Source organism: Shewanella sp. SM21 (genome assembly GCF_025654335.1).
GTDB classification, from domain to species: Bacteria; Pseudomonadota; Gammaproteobacteria; order Enterobacterales; family Shewanellaceae; genus Shewanella; species Shewanella oncorhynchi.
On the sequence record NZ_JAKKRL010000001.1, the window covers coordinates 402,469 to 423,671 of the forward strand.

Annotated in this window: 17 protein-coding genes and 1 tRNA gene; 8 read left to right on the top strand and 10 right to left on the bottom strand. The window is 45.8% G+C overall.

The genetic code is table 11. The features are described 5' to 3' along the window. Positions 1-170: 170 nt before the first annotated feature. From L5L94_RS01635 to folB, 4 genes are all read right to left on the bottom strand, one after another. Positions 171-1,013, bottom strand: coding sequence for a putative RNA methyltransferase (locus L5L94_RS01635; protein WP_263160853.1), 843 nt, complete (start codon positions 1,011-1,013; stop codon positions 171-173). A 118-nt stretch (positions 1,014-1,131) separates the two neighbouring features. Continuing rightward, complete coding sequence (locus tag L5L94_RS01640) at positions 1,132-1,932, bottom strand: undecaprenyl-diphosphate phosphatase (RefSeq protein WP_173246178.1); 801 nt, start codon at positions 1,930-1,932, stop codon at positions 1,132-1,134. Positions 1,933-1,950: 18 nt separating this feature from the next. Next, on the bottom strand, positions 1,951-2,454 hold the full coding sequence (gene folK, locus L5L94_RS01645; RefSeq protein ID WP_173246181.1) for a 2-amino-4-hydroxy-6-hydroxymethyldihydropteridine diphosphokinase: 504 nt from the start codon (positions 2,452-2,454) through the stop codon (positions 1,951-1,953). A gap of 68 nt (positions 2,455-2,522) precedes the next feature. Next, positions 2,523-2,873, bottom strand: coding sequence for a dihydroneopterin aldolase (gene folB / locus L5L94_RS01650; protein WP_105249889.1), 351 nt, complete (start codon positions 2,871-2,873; stop codon positions 2,523-2,525). A 268-nt stretch (positions 2,874-3,141) separates the two neighbouring features. Here folB and plsY point away from each other — a divergent pair, with 268 nt between their 5' ends. After that, positions 3,142-3,753 carry a glycerol-3-phosphate 1-O-acyltransferase PlsY gene (gene plsY, locus L5L94_RS01655; protein ID WP_212599962.1) on the top strand — a complete coding sequence of 204 codons (612 nt, stop codon included), beginning with the start codon at positions 3,142-3,144 and terminating at the stop codon, positions 3,751-3,753. 83 nt (positions 3,754-3,836) lie between these two features. Here plsY and tsaD read toward each other — a convergent pair whose 3' ends face one another. Further along, a complete protein-coding gene (gene tsaD / locus L5L94_RS01660) occupies positions 3,837-4,853 on the bottom strand; it encodes a tRNA (adenosine(37)-N6)-threonylcarbamoyltransferase complex transferase subunit TsaD (RefSeq protein ID WP_071939217.1) in 1,017 nt (338 codons plus the stop codon). A 215-nt stretch (positions 4,854-5,068) separates the two neighbouring features. Here tsaD and rpsU point away from each other — a divergent pair, with 215 nt between their 5' ends. The 5 genes from rpsU (at position 5,069) to L5L94_RS01685 (ending at position 9,847) form a co-directional block, all read left to right on the top strand. Then, positions 5,069-5,284, top strand: coding sequence for a 30S ribosomal protein S21 (rpsU, locus tag L5L94_RS01665; protein WP_006080725.1), 216 nt, complete (start codon positions 5,069-5,071; stop codon positions 5,282-5,284). 6 nt (positions 5,285-5,290) lie between these two features. After that, positions 5,291-5,734: a GatB/YqeY domain-containing protein gene (locus L5L94_RS01670; protein ID WP_028760869.1), complete on the top strand. Its 444-nt coding sequence runs from the start codon at positions 5,291-5,293 to the stop codon at positions 5,732-5,734. A gap of 83 nt (positions 5,735-5,817) precedes the next feature. After that, positions 5,818-7,542: a DNA primase gene (dnaG, locus tag L5L94_RS01675; protein ID WP_105249891.1), complete on the top strand. Its 1,725-nt coding sequence runs from the start codon at positions 5,818-5,820 to the stop codon at positions 7,540-7,542. A gap of 135 nt (positions 7,543-7,677) precedes the next feature. Next, complete coding sequence (rpoD, locus tag L5L94_RS01680; protein WP_105249892.1) at positions 7,678-9,516, top strand: RNA polymerase sigma factor RpoD; 1,839 nt, start codon at positions 7,678-7,680, stop codon at positions 9,514-9,516. A 254-nt stretch (positions 9,517-9,770) separates the two neighbouring features. Then, positions 9,771-9,847 (top strand) — tRNA-Ile (locus L5L94_RS01685). Positions 9,848-10,090: 243 nt separating this feature from the next. On the opposite strand, the gene L5L94_RS01690 is transcribed toward L5L94_RS01685, so the two are convergent. Then, positions 10,091-12,211, bottom strand: coding sequence for a methyl-accepting chemotaxis protein (locus tag L5L94_RS01690; RefSeq protein ID WP_263160856.1), 2,121 nt, complete (start codon positions 12,209-12,211; stop codon positions 10,091-10,093). A gap of 230 nt (positions 12,212-12,441) precedes the next feature. Next, positions 12,442-13,338, bottom strand: coding sequence for a fructokinase (gene mak, locus L5L94_RS01695; protein ID WP_263160858.1), 897 nt, complete (start codon positions 13,336-13,338; stop codon positions 12,442-12,444). A gap of 419 nt (positions 13,339-13,757) precedes the next feature. On the opposite strand from mak, the gene L5L94_RS01700 reads away from it, so the two are divergent. Next, positions 13,758-15,323 carry a peptide MFS transporter gene (locus tag L5L94_RS01700; RefSeq protein WP_028760874.1) on the top strand — a complete coding sequence of 522 codons (1,566 nt, stop codon included), beginning with the start codon at positions 13,758-13,760 and terminating at the stop codon, positions 15,321-15,323. A gap of 505 nt (positions 15,324-15,828) precedes the next feature. Beyond that, the gene (locus L5L94_RS01705) at positions 15,829-16,836 is read left to right on the top strand and encodes an LLM class flavin-dependent oxidoreductase (RefSeq protein ID WP_263160860.1); all 1,008 of its coding nucleotides are present in this window, start codon (positions 15,829-15,831) and stop codon (positions 16,834-16,836) included. 145 nt (positions 16,837-16,981) lie between these two features. On the opposite strand, the gene gabT is transcribed toward L5L94_RS01705, so the two are convergent. From gabT to L5L94_RS01720, 3 genes are read right to left on the bottom strand one after another with little or no spacing between them, the layout of a single operon-like run. Next, positions 16,982-18,259 carry a 4-aminobutyrate--2-oxoglutarate transaminase gene (gene gabT, locus L5L94_RS01710; RefSeq protein ID WP_263160863.1) on the bottom strand — a complete coding sequence of 426 codons (1,278 nt, stop codon included), beginning with the start codon at positions 18,257-18,259 and terminating at the stop codon, positions 16,982-16,984. A 32-nt stretch (positions 18,260-18,291) separates the two neighbouring features. Then, complete coding sequence (gabD, locus tag L5L94_RS01715; protein ID WP_263160864.1) at positions 18,292-19,740, bottom strand: NADP-dependent succinate-semialdehyde dehydrogenase; 1,449 nt, start codon at positions 19,738-19,740, stop codon at positions 18,292-18,294. 50 nt (positions 19,741-19,790) lie between these two features. After that, positions 19,791-21,077, bottom strand: a complete 1,287-nt coding sequence (locus tag L5L94_RS01720; protein ID WP_263160866.1) for an NAD(P)/FAD-dependent oxidoreductase — start codon at positions 21,075-21,077, stop codon at positions 19,791-19,793. Between the last annotated feature and the right edge of the window lie 126 nt (positions 21,078-21,203).

The following is a 21,203-nucleotide window of genomic DNA, read 5'->3' on the forward strand; positions in this document are numbered from 1 at the left end:
AAACAACATAAAAACAACATAAAAACAACATAAAAACAACATAAAAACAACATAAAGACGTCAAACAGAATCATAGACTTGAGTAATATAGCCTTTTAAAACATCAAAAAAACATCTAACTAAGCCTATGAATTGTCTTAAAATTAACCGCATCGACTGCAAGTTTTAACCTATAGCGATTCACTCACGCGTTTATGTGCTAAGACTAATACATAGTCAATTTCTAGCAACTCAAAATGATTAGCTTGAATATCGTGTTTCATCTTGTCAGTTGCACGCCACGCATAGGGTGCCATATCCAATAACGTTAATGCCTGTTCACCTGTAACTGATAAAGTAAAGCGCAGTGACTGAGTTTCTTTTACCAATAATGCTGAAGGTAAATTCACTTGGAAAGGTTTTTCAGCCAAGTTGGAATAAATATATTCTCTGAGTTGCCATAGATGTCGTGGCCCAGGCATAACCAGTAACATGGTCCCATCGTCTTTCAATACCCTGACAGACTCTTTTCCCTTTAACGGCCTATCAATAACAGTAATAAAATCCACACAATTATCGGCAAAGGGTAATTTTTTAGAAGAACTTAAACACAAGATCCCAGGAGTCTGCGCTTTTGCTGCAGCAAAAATAGCATTTTCTGCGTCCGCTACACCCACGTACTGGACGTTTCGCGGATTTTCGACCTCTGCCAACTTGGAGGCTAAAGCACGCAAATAGAAGCCCTCAGCGCATTCATAATCCAATAAACAAGCGTCAGGCTTGATAGAGCCGGTGATTATCTCAGCCAATTTATCGATTAAAGGCGAAAAGATGCTTGATTCGAGAAGAAAACGCTTAGCCCTAACTTGCTCGCGCGAATCCCCTGTCGGCTTTTGGCGTTGTGGTTTAGTAAAAACCCAATAACCTTGCTCATTTCGATCAAAATGATGCTTATTTGCACAATAAAAACCTTGGGAGGCTTTGTGTTGTTTTAACGCAAGTCCGCAGGTTGGACACTGATATTCGAGACCCATATAAAGCTCCAAAAATAAGTTAAGCTTCAGAAAAATGAGGAAGCTCCAAAAACAAAAATCGGGTACTTGACCCGATTCTATTATTCATAATTTCACTATGATGACTGAGCTGGAATGACTACAAAAAAATAAATCCACACAGCACAGCACCCAGTGCCAAACGGTAAATAACAAACGGGGTCATTCCCATGCGGCTGATGATTTTCAAGAAATAATGAATACATGCATAAGCTGCAACAAAGGAAATCAAAGTGCCTAAGATCAATGCTTGATAATCAATTGGCAGCGCGCTTTCCGCCAAATCTTTACCCACTAAAATTGCCGCGCCTAAGCTCACAGGCACTGACATTAAGAATGAAAAGCGAGCCGCAGCATCTCGACTCAAACCTAGCATTAGCGCCGCGGTCATAGTGGCACCAGAACGTGAAGTTCCAGGGATTAAAGCAAGCGCCTGGGCGAAACCAATTAACAAGGCTTTGCGCCATCCAGTCTGATAGATTGTTAAATCGCGGCGCGACATCTTATCAGCCCACCACAGCAATAAACCAAAAACGACTGTCGTGACCGCGATAACCTCTGTATTACGTAGGTGAGTTGCAATAAAATCCTTAGCCATAAAACCAAAAAATACAGCGGGTAACGTCGCCAGAATAATCCACCATGCCAGCTTGCTGTCTTCGGATTGCTGACCTTTAAAAATGCTTGCAACCCAAGCATTAAACATAGTCCATAACTCGTGTCTAAAATAAATCACCACAGCAAATAACGACCCCGTATTCACCGCCACGTCGAATGACAAACCTTGATCTTCCCAGCCTAAAAGCTGAGCAGGCAGAATTAAGTGAGCAGAACTAGAAATAGGTAAAAACTCAGTTAGCCCTTGAATAAGCGCTAAAATAATGACCTGAAACGTATCCATGACAATCCTATCAATAAATTAAAACGTCAGCCCTTGGGGCCATTCAAACATCACAGGCCAAAGTCGCTGTGACTCTTTATCATACTCTTGCCACAAACTGGCATAGCTTTTATCAACCACGGGATGAATCAATTCCGGCGCTAACTCGGCTAATGGCCATAGCACAAAGGCATTATTAACTATCTCTGCACGGGGGAGCGTAACGGGCGTTTCACAAACCACATGGTCATAAAGCAGCAGGTCTAAATCTAAAGTTCTTGGGCTAAATTTCTTCGCCCCGACAAGCCGGCCGTGATTCTGCTCGATTTGCTTAAACTGCGCAACTACCGCAGCAATATTAAGGTCAGTTTCAGCACTAACAACCATATTCAAAAAGTTAGTGCCACTAAAACCTACCGCTTCACTTTCATACATAGAAGAGAGGCGCAGCGGCCCAAAACACGCTCGCAGCGATATTAATCCCGCTTGCAGATGCTGTTCAGGCTCGATATTGCTACCTAGACTGATATAAATACGTGCCATGCAATGTCCGATTTATCTGAAGATAAACATGATTTCTTAATCAACAGTCAAGTTGATCAAACTCTTATCTAACGTGAACGCTCTATCTCAACGCCAACCGATGCGGCAGTCGCTACCGCCCCCGGCTTCATCACGACAACTTTCACCCAAGTCACGTTAAATTCTTGAAGTAAGCAATCCGCTACGCGCTCGGCAACCGTTTCGATTAACTCGATTGGATGCTCAGTAATAAGTTCTGTTAATCGATTGGAAACTGTCTCATAGCAAAGCGCATATTGATAATCGTCTGTCGCGGCGGCAGGTTTGTTATCCCACGCCATATCTAAATCTAGCAACAGACTCTGATGGATTGTCTTTTCCCACTCATAGACACCAATCACAGTATCAACGCGTAATTGCCGTATAAGTACTTTATCCATGCTTTCTCCAACTAACTTACTACTATGAGGTCTGATAAGCTAAAAGCGATCCTAGCTGTATAATCCGCAATCTTCTGACAGATAACTAATTTGCTTTCTACTCGAGCCAATCCACAGTAGGATAACGCCCTAAAAGGATTTGCTCATTCAGAAAATATCTCAACCTCAAATGGGCGAGTTATTCCACAAACCTATAGCGGGATTGACAACTGAGTCAGCTTTTTAAATTGTTGCGCGATAATACCTTAAGACGCGTAAGGAAACCAATGTGAGTCCATTAACACTGACACTTTTGATGATTTTGGCCGCCTATTTGGCAGGTTCAATCTCGAGTGCTGTGCTGGTTTGTAGAATGAGGGGTTTACCCGATCCAAGATTACAGGGTTCAGGTAATCCGGGAGCTACCAATGTACTGCGAATTGGCGGCGCGAGTTCGGCTGCCATGGTGTTGTTTTTTGACATGCTCAAAGGCGCCCTGCCATCTTATTTAGCCTATCTGATGGGCATAGATGCAGTATCACTCGGGCTTATCGCTATCGCCGCCTGCCTTGGGCATATTTATCCCATATTTTTTGGATTTAAGGGGGGAAAAGGTGTCGCAACGGCTTTTGGTGCTATGGCGCCTATTGGCGATGATTTAGCCATTTGCTTAATGGCATCTTGGATTGTTCTACTCTTAATTAGCCGCTACTCGTCCCTTGCAGCCATTCTGACGGCCTTACTTGCACCACTTTATACTTGGTGGTTAGACGACAGATTTACCATTCCCGTTGCCATGCTATCGACGCTTATCATTATTCGTCATAAAGACAATATCCAACGGTTACTTAAAGGTGAAGAGTCCAAAGTTTCACGTAAAAAAACACCTAAAAAATCTTAATGTGACAACATTATCCCAATAAAAAACTGCGCTATAAGCGCAGTTTTTTTGTCTCAACATAACCTATCAACATCAAAGGCGTTTTATGCCACAGGTGGCAAGGTATCTAACGGCCATCTTGGCTGACCTTTTACCGCCAAATCTTCGTGCTGCCCCGCCTTTAAACGCTGCAATCCTGCAAAGGCAATCATGGCGCCGTTATCGGTACAAAACTCACCACGGGGATAAAACACTTGTCCACCAAGCGAACTCATCATTTCGGCCAAGGTTTCTCTTAAGCGCGTATTAGCACTCACGCCACCAGCGATCACTAAGCGGTTATAGCCTGTTTGCTTCAGTGCACGGCGACATTTAATCGCTAGCGTATCAACCACAGCTTCTTCAAAAGCACGAGCAATATTGGCACGAGTCTGTTCATCGTCAGGTTCGGCAGCAATGGTATTAGCGGTAAAAGTTTTTAGACCCGAAAAGCTAAAATCGAGTCCAGGCCTATCGGTCATAGGCCGCGGAAACTTATAACCTGCTGGTAAACCTTTAGCAGCAAGCTTTGCTAAACGCGGACCGCCGGGGTAATCCAAGCCCATTAACTTAGCTGTTTTATCAAACGCTTCACCCGCAGCATCATCAACAGACTCGCCTAATACTTCATAGCGGCCAATTCCATCGACTTTAACCAACATAGAATGGCCACCAGAGACTAATAAGGCCACAAATGGGAACTCGGGCGCATCATCTTCAAGCATAGGCGCCAGTAGATGTCCTTCCATATGATGCACACCAATAGCAGGCTTGTCCCAAGCAAACGCCAGTGACCGCCCCACGCAGGCGCCAACAAGCAAAGCACCAATCAAACCTGGGCCCTTGGTATAGGCAATCCCATCGAGATCAGCCATTTCAGTATTCGCATCTTTCAGCGCTTGACGAATAAGCGGCACAATTTTGCGTACATGGTCACGCGACGCCAACTCAGGCACCACACCACCATAGTCAGCATGCAGCTTAACCTGACTGTATAAAGTATGAGATAATAAGCCCAGTTCATCGTCATAGACGGCGATACCTGTCTCGTCACAGGATGTTTCAATACCTAAAACCCGCATGGTGTCTCATCAATTGCTAACTCAAGGGCGCCAATTCTACCTGCAAGCGCTCGATTACTCCAGTCGCGCAGGCTATATTGAGTCCACTATAGGACTGAGCTCAGTTTTAGGGCTTTACAAGCCTAGGTGTCTCGGTATAAAATTCCGCACCATTTTAAATAGACTTGGTTCGAGCAATTGAACCAGAACAACCTACACCTAAGGGGTGATGGCGTATGCCAATTATTAAAGTACGTGAAAACGAACCATTCGACGTAGCTCTGCGTCGTTTCAAGCGCTCTTGTGAAAAAGCTGGTATTTTAGCCGACGTGCGTGCTCGTGAATTCTACGAGAAGCCAACTACTGCACGTAAGCGCGCAAAAGCAGCTGCAGTTAAACGTTTAGCTAAGAAGCTTTCTCGCGAAAACGCACGTCGCGTACGTTTATATTAATCTCATATGAGCCTAATTGATCAGCTAAAAGACCATATGAAACAGGCCATGATCGCCAAAGAGAAGGCGCGCTTGAGCACTATTCGTATGGCATTAGCCGCCATCAAACAGATTGAAGTGGATACCCGCGAATCTCTGACTGATGAACAGGTTATAGCGGTCTTAACCAAAATGGTGAAACAACGTCGTGACTCGATTGCTCAATTTGAAGCAGCGGGTCGTAACGAGTTGGCCGACGTGGAAGCAGCAGAGATTCAAGTTATTGAAGCTTTCCTGCCTACCCCTCTTACAGAGGCGGAAATCGCGGCGCTCATCGATGCAACTATTGTAGAAGTAGGTGCATCCGCCATGGCGGATATGGGCAAAGTAATGGGAGCATTGAAATCTAAAGTGCAAGGACGTGCAGACATGGGCGCTATCGGCGCTATGATCCGTGCTAAATTGCAATAATTAGCGTTTCACTGTATGAACAAGCCGTGCCTATGCGCGGCTTGTTTGTTTAAATTCGCGCAAGGCGGGATTTTAAGCACTCAATGGCAATACCTCGTGATTTTATCAATGAGCTAATCGCTCGCACTGACATAGTCGAACTTATCGATCGTAAGGTGCCCTTGAAAAAGGCGGGTAAGAACTACTCGGCTTGTTGTCCTTTTCATAGCGAAAAATCACCTTCGTTTACCGTCAGCCGTGATAAACAGTTCTATCATTGCTTTGGCTGCGGTGCTCACGGCAACGCCATCGATTTTGTGATGGAGTATGACCGACTCGATTTTATTGATGCCATTGAAGATTTGGCGGGCCAGCTTGGATTAGAGGTTCCCAGAGAACAAGGCACAGGCAAGCGACATGATGACGGTTTAAGCCGTGACTTATATCAACTCATGGAAGAAGCAAGCCTTTACTTTCAAAACCAACTTAGACAACACCAAGATAAACAAAAAGTTATCGATTATCTTGCCTATCGTGGTTTATCCGATGATGTAGTAGAACATTTTGGTATTGGCTTTGCGCCAGACGGTTGGGATGGCTTATTGGGCCGCTATCGTCAGAATCAAGATGCGCAGGATAAGTTACTGACTGCGGGTATGTTAATTAGCAACGACAGTGGGAAACGTTACGACAGATTTCGTGACCGCCTCATGTTTCCTATCCGCGACAGGCGCGGACGAGTCATTGGTTTTGGTGGCAGAGTTTTAGGTGATGGCACACCCAAATACTTGAATTCTCCAGAAACGCCCATATTTCATAAGGGCAATGAGCTTTATGGTCTCTATGAACTAAAGCAGCGCTATCGCGATCCAGACAAAGTACTGATCGTTGAAGGCTATATGGATGTGGTGGCATTGGCGCAATTTGGCGTCGATTATGCTGTCGCATCATTAGGCACCTCGACCACAGCAGAGCAATTTCAGCTTTTGCTGCGCAGCGCTAAAGAAGTGATTTGCTGTTACGACGGCGACAGAGCAGGTACTGAAGCGGCATGGCGCGCCTTAGAAACGGCATTGCCATTATTAAAGCCGGGCGATCAAGTGCGATTTATGTTCCTGCCTCAGGCCGAAGATCCTGATTCTATGGTACGTAAAATTGGTAAAGATGCATTTGAAACCTTAATGGACTCTGCCATTGCACTACCCGAGTTTCTATTTGACACGTTAGCGACAAAATACGGTACAGATAAAGGCAACTTAGCGAAACAAGCTTTTATCTTAATTGAAAAAATTCAAGACACTGTGCTGCAAAATTTACTGCTTGAGAACTTAGCTCACAAGTTAGGAATGAACAGCTCAGAAGATATGAAAAAGAAGCTAGGCTTTAGCGTGAAACAAGCTAAACCAATGGCAAGTAAAGGATTAAAAGGACGCGGTACACCATTGCGACTCGCCATCGCACTGTTAGTACAACATCCTAAACTGGGTATGGGTTTACCCCCACAACCCGCACTCGCCCACTTGCAGATGCCAGGCATAGAATTGCTGCCACTGTTATTGGAGATGACTCGAGAGCAAACGTTAAACAGCGCACAACTACTTGAACAATTCAGAGAGCACCCTTACAGCGGCACTCTCCATAAATTGGCCCAATGGGACCATCAAGTGGCGGATGAAAACTTGCTCGAAAAGTTTAAACAAACCCTGGTTTGGTTGAACAATCAATATATTGAACAACGATATCAGGAATTGAGTCTAAAGCAGACTCATACAAAAGAAGAGAAGATGCAGCTCTCGAAGCTGATCTCAGTCATGAAAGGGTTAAACTGAGGCAAAAATGTCCTCATTCGCTACCCCAGTGACTAGCACAGACATGTGCACACGGCTATAATTGACGATTTGCGCGACACTTGGCTTATGCTAAGTGTCCGTCGTTGTAACAGTTTCCCAACTTGGATGATATCTATGGATCATACTCCGCAGTCGCAACTTAAGCTGTTGCTTGCCAAAGGTAAAGAGCAAGGTTACTTAACCTATGCAGAAGTGAACGATCACTTACCTGCAGACATGGTCGATTCTGACCAGATCGAAGATATTATCCAGATGATAAATGACATGGGTATCCGGGTGTTCGAAGAAGCCCCCGATGCCGATGACATGATGATGTCGGAAGACAACACAGACGAAGATGCAGCAGAAGAAGCCGCCGCAGCACTGGCAACAGTAGAAAGCGAACTTGGCCGCACAACCGATCCCGTACGCATGTACATGCGTGAAATGGGTACCGTTGAGCTTCTGACCCGCGAAGGCGAAATTGTTATCGCCAAACGCATCGAAGAAGGCATCAACACAGTTCAAAGTTCAGTCGCCGAATATCCACAAGCGATCGCTATGATCCTTGAGCAATTCGACCAATTTGAAGCCGACGAACTGCGCTTATCTGATATTATCTCTGGATTTGTAAACCCGGATGAAGATGACGTCGCCCCGACCGCCACTCACATCGGCTCAGAATTATCTGAAGAAGAGCTGGACGATGAAGATGACGAAGAGGATGACGATGACAGCGAAGATGAAGAAGAAGGCAACAAAGGGCCTGATCCTGAAGAAGCTCGAGAAAGATTCGGTCAACTCAGAGCCGCTTACGAAAGCGCACTGAAAATTATCGAAGCTAAGGGCCGTGAACACCCTGAATCGGTAAAAGCCCTCTTCGAAATCGGCGAAATTTTCAAAGAATTCCGCTTAGTGCCTAAGCAGTTTGACCGTTTAGTCAAAAGCATGCGCACTATGATGGACCGCGTACGTGTTCAAGAACGTTTAGTATTAAAACTGTGCGTTGAACAAGCCAAAATGCCGAAGAAAAACTTCGTCAAATTCTTCACTGGCAACGAAACCAACCTCGATTGGTTCAACACTGAGAAAGCCTCAACGAAACCTTATGCCGAAGGCCTAAGAATGGTTGAAGATGACGTCATTCGTTGTCGTACCAAGCTTGCAGCAGTTGAAGAAGAAACCGGCTTAGCAATTTCTGCCATAAAAGACATCAACCGTCGCATGTCAATCGGTGAAGCCAAAGCTCGCCGTGCGAAAAAAGAAATGGTTGAAGCCAACTTACGTCTGGTAATTTCTATCGCGAAGAAATACACCAACCGTGGTCTGCAATTCTTGGACTTAATCCAAGAAGGTAACATTGGCTTAATGAAAGCCGTAGATAAATTCGAATACCGTCGTGGTTACAAATTTTCGACCTATGCTACTTGGTGGATCCGTCAGGCGATTACTCGCTCTATTGCCGACCAAGCGCGCACGATTCGTATTCCAGTACATATGATCGAAACGATCAACAAGCTGAACCGTATCTCTCGCCAAATGCTACAGGAAATGGGCCGCGAGCCTTCACCTGAAGAACTGGCTGAGCGTATGATGATGCCGGAAGATAAGATCCGTAAGGTACTGAAAATCGCTAAAGAACCTATCTCCATGGAAACCCCAATCGGTGACGATGAAGATTCGCATTTAGGTGATTTTATCGAGGATACTACCCTCGAATTACCACTGGATTCAGCGACCAGCGAAAGCTTGAAAAACGCCACTCACGAAGTGTTAGCAGGTCTAACCGCCCGTGAAGCGAAAGTACTGCGTATGCGTTTTGGTATCGATATGAACACTGACCACACACTTGAAGAAGTGGGTAAACAGTTCGACGTGACCCGTGAACGTATTCGTCAGATTGAAGCTAAGGCACTGCGCAAACTGCGTCACCCTTCACGCTCAGAAATCTTAAAATCGTTCCTAGATGAATAGGCTGTTACAAGCCTAAAGTCATCTAAGATGGGTTGAAGCCCTGCCCATGCAGGGCTTTTTATTGTCTTTATCACCTCAATTTATGCACAAGCACAGTATCGAAGCCTTAAATTTAGGCAACGATAGCATTTAAGTTGATTAACAGATAACCAATTGAATCAGTTGCGTGAATTTCCAGCCAAAACACGGGTGACAAGCGTAAGTAAGCTTAGTATACTTCCTCCCGCTTCAGGTAATGACGATTACCTTAAGTCGGCCCCTTAGCTCAGTTGGTTAGAGCACACGACTCATAATCGTTAGGTCCACGGTTCAAGTCCGTGAGGGGCCACCACCCGATTCAACAAAAAAGCCCATTTATTCAATGGGCTTTTTTGTATCTAAAAACTGATCTCCGCTAGTTATCACACAATATCCGTGTATTTACACACTCCCCTCGCTGAAGTGTTTTAAATTTTTAGCCTATTCGATGTTATTTAAATATCCATAAAAATAGGCTCTTTGATAAGTGTTAAGCAGCAACACAATCAAAGAGCCTATTTAAAATCAATGAGCTAATTCCACAAATATCTGAGTGCTAGGTTTTTAACTTGCCTAACTGCTCATGTTGCTGCTTCACTAAGTTTGCTAAAACTACACTGCTTTGCTGTGCTTCACCCGCAAGACGCGCAAGTTCAGAAGCCGAATCAGAAATGCCTGTAATATTGCGATTAACCTCTTCAGTCACCGCGCTCTGCTCTTCTGCTGCTGCCGCGATATGGGTCACTTGGCCAGAAATTTCTTCAATCTGACTCACCATAGAGTTCAATGAGTTCAGCGCTTGCTCAGTTTGAGATACGGCCATTTGTGCCCGTTCAGCGCCTTTATCTATGATGCCAGAAGCACTTTGAACTTCTTTTTGCAGTGCATCGATAAGAGTACTAATATCATTCGTCGAGCTTTGAGTCTTAGATGCCAGCGCACGGACTTCGTCAGCCACCACTGCAAAACCCCGTCCTTGTTCACCCGCCCTCGCCGCTTCAATCGCCGCATTTAATGCCAGCAGGTTTGTTTGTGCGGCAATGGAACTGATCACCTCAAGAATACGACTAATATTCATACTGCTGTCTGCGACTTTACTCACGGCCAGCTTAGCTTCCATTGACTCTTTAGACATAGTCGCCACAAAGCCCATCGCCTTAGTCAGACTTTCTTCACTGTGACGAATGTTGCGTGACATAGCTTCTGTTTCTGCAGCGGTTTGCTCAGACGCCTTAGCAACCTCAAGTGCGGTGGCACTCATTTGGTTTACGGCCGTTACCACACTCTCAATTTCACCATATTGACGATTGACACTATCACGCGTGAGCTGGGCAATTTTCGCTGAAGCTTGGCTTTCTTCCTGAGAACGACTCGCGAGGGTTTTAAGTTCGGCAATCAAGTTTTTCAGTTTATAAATAAAGGAGTTGAAACCTTTTGCTAACGCAATCAACTCTGCATGGGAGTCCACTTCTATCGATTGCGTTAAATCGCCATCAGCGCTTGCCAAGTGTTCTACACGGCCTTGGATCATCTTTAAGGGTGAAATAATGCTACGGATCACTAGGCTAATCGTAATCACAGCAGCAATCGACACGACAACACCGACCATGAGCAACAAACTTCCCAAGGAAGTTGCCATTTCATCCATGTCATTATTTAACACAATCGAACTCTTGTACGCCTGCGCAGTCGGCACTTGGATCACTAAGGACCACTCGGCATTCGCTAAAGGGATCTTAATTGGGTAGGCAACAATAATTTCATCATTGTTAACCATGTAACCCGAGTTCTTGTGTAACGAGATAATTTGTGAAGCAATAGCTGGATTTATTGACTCAGCTAAAGGACGGGCCTTTTTACTGTAATGACTTGCTGCAACCACTAAACCTCGGGTACTCAATAAAGTTACTTTCGCTTGCCCATCGTAGAGGCTCTTAGATAACTTATCGATAAGAGTTTGAAAGACGGGTAAGTTTAAATCAACACCGACCACACCGATAAACTGTTTATGCTTAAGCACTGGAACAGTTAGCGAGGTCATTAATGCTTTGTTACCGGGAGTGATTTCGTATAAATACGGCTCCATTAGACAGGGCTTTAAGGTTTCTTTACCGCATAAATACCATTCTGCATCACGGATCCCAAATTCATTTAGGCTAGTAAGGTATTTTTCTGACGAATCTTCAACCTGTTGATGTGCAACAGTGCCATTGTCATCACGGGTATAGTAAACCTCTAGGGCACCTGATGTCGTTACACTGTGGCTGGAATTAATATTCAGAAACTCAGTATCGAGCCCATCATAACCATTAGGTTCAAACTGGGCATACATGGAGGAAACTTGCGCATTCTTCTTAAGCACAGCCGCCACAGTGAGTTCTAAACGATCACGCTTTAAGGGAAGTTCTTCTGCTGTACTCTCCACCATACCGGCAAAAGAGTAAGGAATACGATAGGCTTCGTTAATAAATCCAGCGACCATTTCACCATATTCACCGGCGCGGGCTTCGAGTTTATCCCGCGTTTCAGTTTGTAGGGTATTTTGAACTTGATCCGATAATTGCGCGTTTTGAGCCGACAGTGTCCACCATAAACTGATAGATAAAATAGCCACTATCGATAAAAATAATGCTGATGTAATCCACAACAACTTAGTACTGATGGACAAATGCTTCATCTAGTAAACTCCCAAGAGAACGACAATAGCGTAATTATTTTGATCTACTTTATTTTTATACTTTCTATACAGCATTAAAAATAGCACTTAGGGTAAGAATTACCAGTACTTAAGATAAAGAGTTGTCAATGAAATGTAAAACTTTTGAATGACTAAATCAAAAAAAGGCCAAATTCAAATAAATGAATTCAGCCTTTAATATCAAACACTATTCTTGATTGAGTCTAGGATTAGCGTCCCCACAACCAAGCGGCGCCACGCACCCCAGATGAAGCACCATAATAATTTTTAACAACGGGTGTGTGGCACTCTCGGCCAACCACATAGAGCGGCAAAATTTTCGGTAATTCGGTATAAATAGCATCGATGTTAGACACGCCGCCACCAAGGACGATAACATCAGGATCCATCATATTGATCACATGGGCCAATGAACGGGCTAAACGATCAATAAAGCGGTTAAATGCTTGAGTTGCCAGCGGATCTCCCGCTTGCATCATTTGGGCAATTTCAATACCGCTGTCAGCAATACCGCCCGCAGCGCGAAAGTCGCGAACAAAGCCTGTTCCAGATATAAACGTTTCGATACAGTCTCTATTACCACAAAAACACGTCGTGGTATTAAATTCATCGGCTTTCATCCACGGTAAAGGATTATGGCCCCACTCACCACCAATACCATTGCCACCATCATGTACTTGGCCTTTAATTGCGATACCAGCACCACATCCCGTTCCAATAATGGCACCAAATACAACTGACTTTCCTGCGGCAGCGCCATCTACCGCTTCTGATACGGCAAAACAGTTCGCATCATTAGCAATTTTTACTTTACGATTTAATCGAGTCCCCAGATCCACATCAAGTGGATGACCATTGATCCAAGTTGAATTAGCGTTTTTTACTAGGCCAGTAAAAGGAGAAACAACCCCAGGAATACCTATTCCGATAGTGGCGGTTTGCTGCAGGCTGTCTTCGACTTCAGTTACCAATGCAACCAAAGCATTGACTGTCGCAACATATTCTCTCGGTGTCGGGATGCGTTTACGAAAGACTTCGTTACCATCGCTATCTAATGCGACTACCTCGATTTTTGTGCCACCAAGATCGATACCAATTCGTAACATTCATATACTCCGTTTAAATATATTTAACGCAAAGCGGTGCATTAACAACCTGATGCATATCTGCAACTGTAGAGACGCTGCTAAGTAGAACTTTTCGTTTTAAAGTTATCTACATTAGAATTTCCAAGCGCACTATGCCTGCTGGACAAACAGCAATCAACCTCAATGTATTTAAATACACCATAGCGCATACCCGCACATGCCATTATCTGCTTATCCGATAGTACTGCGAATGTTCCTTGATTTATCCGCAGCAGAAAAACTTGGATAGAACTGTCTCCGCTTAAATCCACCTTAAAATTGATAAGGTCATTTGTAACAAAGTCTGTTTTTGCCTATGTCTGCCATTGGTTTGAATTGGTTATCGCCTTATACTTTTGAGCTCAAATATTAAAACAACAATGTTGGAAGCAAGCGATATGACTATTGGGACTGCTCCGGTAAGTAAAACACATTCATTTATGACTGTGTCTCTTATCGAATTATGGGAACGCTTTGGTTATTACGGCATGCAAGCGCTGATTGTGTACTTTATGGTGCAGCGCCTTGGCTTTGATGACTCACGTGCAAACTTAGTATGGAGTGCCTGTGCGGCACTTATTTATGTATCACCGGCGATTGGTGGCTGGGTTGGGGATAAAATTCTCGGCACCAAACGCACTATGCTGCTCGGTGCGGGGATCCTCTCTCTGGGTTATGCACTAATGGCCGTACCCACTGAAAATACGTGGTTTATGTTTTCAGCGCTCGGCGTGATTGTGGTCGGTAACGGCCTATTCAAGCCGAATGCGGGTAACTTAGTCCGTAAAATCTATGAAGGTGACGATTCTAAAATCGACAGTGCTTTTACCATCTATTACATGGCGGTAAACGTGGGTTCGACCTTCTCTATGTTGCTCACGCCTTGGATTAAAGATTACGTTAACGCCCAGTATGGTAACGAATTTGGCTGGCACGCAGCCTTTGCCGTGTGCTGTGTCGGTATATTGGTGGGGTTAGGTAACTATGCACTCATGCGTAAGAGTCTAGTCCATTACGGTTCTGAGCCAGACACTCGCCCAGTGAACAAGAAAAACCTCGCGATTGTATTGGGTCTATCCGCATTGTCGGTTGTCGCTTCAGCCATTATTCTTGAATACGAAGCTGTTGCGCGCGTCTTCGTTTATGCAGCAGGCGTAGCCGTATTGGCAATCTTCTTCCACTTGATCCGCACCAGCGAAACCAGTGAAAGAGCGGGACTGATTGCAGCACTGATCCTTACCGTGCAAACCGTGTTCTTCTTTATTTTCTATCAACAAATGTCAACGTCACTCGCGCTGTTTGCCCTGCGTAACGTGGATTGGGATTTTCAAGTTTTTGGTACCCACTTGTGGACTTGGTCACCTGCCCAGTTCCAAGCATTAAATCCATTATGGATTATGGTATTAAGTCCAGTACTCGCATGGAGCTATTCGTGGGCTGGACGCAATGATAAAGACTTTTCTATCGCGGCGAAGTTTGCTCTCGGTTTTGCCGTTGTGGCGATTGGCTTCTTTATCTATGGCTTTGCGGGCCAATTTGCCGTCAATGGTAAAACCTCTTCATGGATCATGATCTGGGGCTATGCCTCTTACTCTTTAGGGGAATTGCTGGTGAGTGGTCTTGGACTTGCCATGATTGCTCGCTACGTACCTGCACGCATGGGCGGCTTTATGATGGGTGCCTATTTCGTCGCATCAGGTATTTCACAGTATCTGGGCGGTGTGGTTGCTAACTTTGCCAGTGTCCCCAAAGATTTAGTCGACCCACTGCAAACCTTACCCGTATACACAAGTCTGTTTAATAAACTAGGTATAGCTGCTGTGGTTTGTACCTTTATCGCACTTGCGGTATTACCTCTGATGCGTCGCCTGACTGAGACTCACCATTCACATAACAATGCTGCTGATCATGATATTAATGAAAGTGCTGCAGCATCGCTACGGGATGTGAAAGCCGAGCAGTAATGCTCGACTGACGATAGCGATTTATCTATTGCATAACATTAACTGCCGATAGCCCTGCTATCGGCAGTTTTTTATCACTTCACTTAGTTATACCCTTGTGTTGCAACTCATAACCAAATGAGCTGTAGCAAACCTCACCCAATCCCGCAGTGACAGGCCTAGCGCTGAGTTGCTGAGAATAAGATCTTCAGTTCCACATTATCGTCCCTCACGCTGGGATGACTTCACCGTCTCGATTTGTTACAAAGCAAGTATGAACCTAGACGCACTCGATTTAATAGCGCTGCTCAAGTGCAAACTCAAATTAACATGATTAATGAAATAACGAAGGGTAAAGAGTTAGCCGTTCAAGCTTGAGAAGCGCGGTACTTAGCCCCATATCAATATCACTGAATACCTTTTATTCATCAAGACTGAGCCGTTAACGCTTGTTCTTCGCTATGCGACTAACACAGTTAGCGCCTCTTGTTGTCGCTAGCAAAAACGGCAGTCACTTGGAGACACTATGTCAGAACAGACATCAATATTGGCCGATATTCCCTTCTCGCTATTGGAACTCGCGCCCATGCGCCAAGGCTCAACCGTGGGTGAAACACTGCACAGCAGTTTGCAGTATGCCAAGGAAGCCGACAGACTCGGCTTTAATCGTTTTTGGTTTGCCGAACACCATAATATGCCCGGTATCGCTAGCGCGGCGACCTCGGTATTAATTGGCTATATTGCTGGCAATACTCAGCGTATTCGCGTCGGCGCGGGTGGGATTATGCTGCCAAACCATGCGCCTTTAGTGGTCGCCGAACAGTTCGGTACCCTTGAAAGCTTATATCCTGGTCGAATCGATTTAGGACTGGGCCGCGCGCCCGGCAGCGATCAAATTACCAGCCGAGCACTGAACCGTGATACCAGTCGCGCCGAACAATTCCCTGAAGAAGTCAGTGAATTACAAACTCTACTTGGCCCTTACAATGGTCGTCATGCGGTGCGAGCGATTCCCGGAGAAGGTACTAATGTGCCGATTTGGTTATTGGGCTCGAGTCTCTTTAGCGCGCAGTTAGCGGCGCAGCGCGGTTTACCCTATGTGTTTGCGGGCCACTTTGCACCACGCTTTCTCTACGATGCGATTGAAATCTATCGCCGCGACTTTAAACCTTCTCAAGTGCTTGATAAGCCGTATGTGATGTTAGGTTTGCCGCTCGTTGCCGCCGACACTGATGAAGAAGCGCAATTTCTGGGCACAACCTCGAAACAGCGCGTGCTGGCACTTATCCGTGGTCACGAGTTATGGCTAAAGCCACCGGTTGATACTATGGATGGCTTATGGAGTGCGCAAGAAGAAACCTATGTCGATAATTTCTTAGGTTTATCAGTTACTGGTGGCCCAGCGACGATTAAGCATCGCTTGGAAATGATCGTAAAAGAACTCGGCGTGAATGAGTTTATTTTTACCAACGACTTGTATGACCTTGATAAACGCAAAAAAGCGCTGCAGATCCTAATGGAGATTAAAAAATAGCGATTCATTTAACTGATGAGTGCTGAAAGTCACTGGCAGTAAAAACAGCCAATTCCAAAACAATCGCCCCAATAAAAATCCCGCCGAAGCGGGATTTTTATTGGGCAAAGCTTTTATCTAAAACTGTTTTTATATCAAAGTGATATTAGCTTTTCAGTACGGCATTAAAGCTGGCGTTAAGAATACCAAGGCCTGCATCAATTTGTGCATCCGGCGCCGTTAATGGCACCAAAATACGCAGCACATTACCGTAAGTACCGCAAGATAATAAAATCAATCCACGGTTACGAGCTTCAGCCAACACTTGCGCGCAATAGTGCGGTGCAGGTTTACCCTCTTCCATCAATTCGATGGCGATCATAGCGCCTAAACCACGCACATCGGCGATTTGTGGATGTTCGACCTGCATCACATTTAGGGCAGACTTAATGCGCTCACCAATGGCATTAGCCCTTTCTAGCAACTTTTCTTCTTCAAACACTTCAATGACAGCAAGCGCAGCGGCGCAGGCTAACGGACTGCCGCCATAGGTGCCACCTAAGCCACCGGGGCCAATTGCATCCATTACCTCGGCGCGACCAGTAATGCCAGAAAGGGGGAAACCACCCGCAATAGATTTGGCAAAGGTGGTGATATCCGCAGCAACCCCCATTTGCTCCATTGCGAAGAAAGTACCAGTACGGCCCGCGCCCGTTTGCACTTCATCGGCGATCAGCATAATACCTTCACGGTCGCATAGTGCGCGTAAACGTTGCATAAAGGCGGGCGATGCGGCGTAGAAACCGCCCTCGCCCTGCACTGGCTCTAAAATAATGGCGGCGATATCACTCGGCTCGGCATCATTTTTAAAGATACGTTCAATCGAGGCCATAGCATCATCATCGGACACGCCATGCATTTCGCACGGGAACTCGGCGCGGAACACATTCGCCGACATCAGTCCCATACCTTTACTGTAAGGCGCGACTTTTCCGGTCAATGCCAAGGCCGCAATAGTGCGACCATGGTAGCCCGAGGTAAACGCAATCACGCCAGCACGTTTGGTATAGGCACGCGCCACTTTAACTGCGTTTTCAACCGCTTCTGAACCACTAGTGAATAGTGCCGTCTTCTTGGCAAAATCCCCAGGAACCAGTTGATTGAGCTTTTCACATACTTGGATATAGCTCTCGTAGCCGAGCACCATAAAACAGGTATGGGAAAAATTATCCAGCTGAGCCGCAACCGCCGCCTTCACTTTAGGATGAAGGTGGCCCGTATTGAGCACGGCAATGCCGCCCGCAAAATCGATAAACTCGCGACCTTCAACATCCCACACAGTCGCATTTTCGGCGCGGGCGGTAAAAATAGGGTGAATTTGCCCGACACCACCCGCAACTGCGGCTTGGCGACGTGCCATCAATGAATCATTGGTTGTTGTCATTTAGTCTTCCTCACTCGCCAAATCGGGCCGTATTAAACGGACATACAGATATATTTAATTTCTAGATATTCTTCGATACCGAACTTAGAGCCTTCACGGCCAAGCCCTGAAGATTTCATCCCGCCAAAAGGTGCGACTTCCGTCGAAATCAAGCCAGTGTTGACCCCAACCATGCCATATTCCAAGGCTTCGGCGACTTTCCACACCAATGAAATATCGCGGCCATAGAAATAGGCGGCGAGGCCAAATTCAGTATCATTAGCTTGTTTGATCACATCGTCGACATCGCTGAATTTAAACAGCGGCGCGAGTGGACCAAAGGTTTCTTCGCGGGCAACACGCATACTTTTATCAACGTTAGTGAGTACGGTTGGCTCGAAGAAATTACCGCCAAGATCATGAACTTTGCCGCCCGCGAGCACAGAGGCGCCTTTAGCGATAGCATCGATAAGGTGACTTTGTACTTTCTCGACTGCGGCAGCATTGATCAACGGACCCGTAGTGACGCCCTCGTTAATGCCCTCTCCAACCTTAAGCTTGCCCACTGCAGTGCTGAGTTTTAAGGCGAATTCATCGTATACGCCGTCTTGTACATAAATACGGTTAGCACAGACGCAGGTTTGGCCAGCATTACGATATTTAGCAATCATGGCGCCTTCAACGGCCGCATCAATATTGGCATCGTTAAATACGATAAATGGTGCATTGCCGCCAAGCTCTAGCGACAGTTTTTTTAAGGTAGGCGCACATTGCGCCATTAATTTAATACCGATATTGGTTGAGCCAGTGAAAGACAGCTTACGCACTATCGGGTTGCTGCACATTTCATTACCAATCTGCACCGCATCACCCGTTAACACACTAAATACGCCCGCAGGAATACCGGCACGCTTAGCAAGTTCAGCCATCGCTAATGCGGTAAAGGGTGTTTGGTGCGCAGGTTTTACCACCATAGTGCAACCCGCAGCTAACGCTGGAGCGGCTTTGCGGGTGATCATAGCAGCAGGAAAGTTCCACGGCGTAATCGCGGCGGTTACACCGACAGGCTGCTTAATTACTATCAAGCGCTTATCCCCTTGATGCCCAGGAATGGTATCGCCATAAATACGTTTAGCTTCTTCGGCAAACCACTCGATAAACGAAGCGGCATAGGTTACTTCACCTTTCGCTTCTGCCAGCGGTTTACCCTGCTCAGTCGTCATGAGCAATGCTAAGTCATCACTGTTTTCATTGAGTAATTCAAACCAACGTCTTAACTTAGCGCCGCGCTCTTTGGCTGTGAGCGCTCGCCATGCAGGTAAAGCCGCTTCTGCCGCCTTAATCGCCATTTCAGTTTCAACTTGTCCCATATTAGGAACGTAGCCAATCAGGGCATTGGTTGCGGGATTAACCACCTTTAGCGTGTCACCAGAAACGGCATCACACCATTGACCATTAATAAAAGACTGTTGACGTAGCAAACTCGGATCATTTAATTGCACAAGGATTTCCTCGTATTATGAAGCTACCTAGCTTCTTAAAAGTGATGATGTTAAAGACCTAGTTTGTCTCTTAACGTGTAATACCAAGCTCCGATAGCACTAAAAGGGACGCGAAGTGCGTGACCGCCGGGGAAAGGATAATGTGGCAATGCAGCAAAGGCATCGAAGCGCGTGGCTTGGCCGTTGAGCATTTCAGCCAGTAACTTGCCTGCCAGATGGGTATAAGTGACACCGTGGCCACTGCAACCCTGTGAATAATAGATGTTCTTACCGATACGACCGACCTGTGGCAGGCGCGACAGCGTCAGTAGGAAGTTACCCGTCCACGCATAATCGATCTTCACATCCTTTAATTGTGGGAAGGTTTTGAGCATGTTAGGAATAATGATCGATTTGATATCCGCCGGATCGCGGGCGCCATACACTACGCCGCCGCCGTAAATCATCCGCTTGTCACCAGACAGACGAAAATAATCGAGCAGATAGTTACAATCTTCGACGCAGTAATCATGTGGTAATAAGCTCGCAGCCAGATCGGCACTCAAAGGCTCTGTGGTAATCACTTGCGTGCCGCAGGGCATAGATTTCGCCTGCAGCTCCGGCATTAACTTACCTAAATAGGCGTTACCCGCCACCACCACAAACTTGGCTTTCACACTGCCCTGCGCCGTATGCACAACAGGGCTATCGCCTTCATCGACACTCAACACCGCTGAGTCTTCATAAATCTTACCACCGAGGGATTCAACCGCGCGCGCTTCGCCTAGGGCTAAATTAAGCGGGTGAATATGGCCGCCGCTTTTATCGAGTAGACCACCGACATAACGCTCAGTATTTACCACACCGCGAATACCTTTAGCATCGAGAAGTTCGAGCTGATTAACATGGCCGTGGCTTTCCCACAGTTGTTTTTGATGGCGTAGATGGCCCATTTGCTTTTCGTTCATCGCGGCAAACACGCCGCCATCTTTTAGATCGCATTGAATATTATACTTAGCAATACGATCGCGGATGATTTGCCCGCCCTCAAAGGCCATTTGGCCAAAGAGTTTACCTTGTTCTTTACCGACTGTTTTTTCAATAGTATCAATGTCACGGCTATAACTATTAACGATTTGTCCGCCATTACGGCCCGAGGCGCCCCAGCCAATGCGAGCAGCTTCTAATACCACCACACTCATGCCAGATTCTAATAAATGCAGCGCGGCAGAAAGGCCTGTATAACCTGCGCCAATCACACAAACATCGGCTTCAATCGATTCCTGTAGACGCGGACGTTCAACCTTATCGTTGGCCGATGCCGCATAATATGATCCAGCGTGAGCTATAGCAGACATGTTGTTCCCTTGAATTCTAATGTTCATTATTTTAAACAGCCATCACATCCTACACCTTCATAAAACGAAACACTAGCCAGAAAAGCGCAATAATTTACATTTTGTTTGATATATCAAACACGCGAT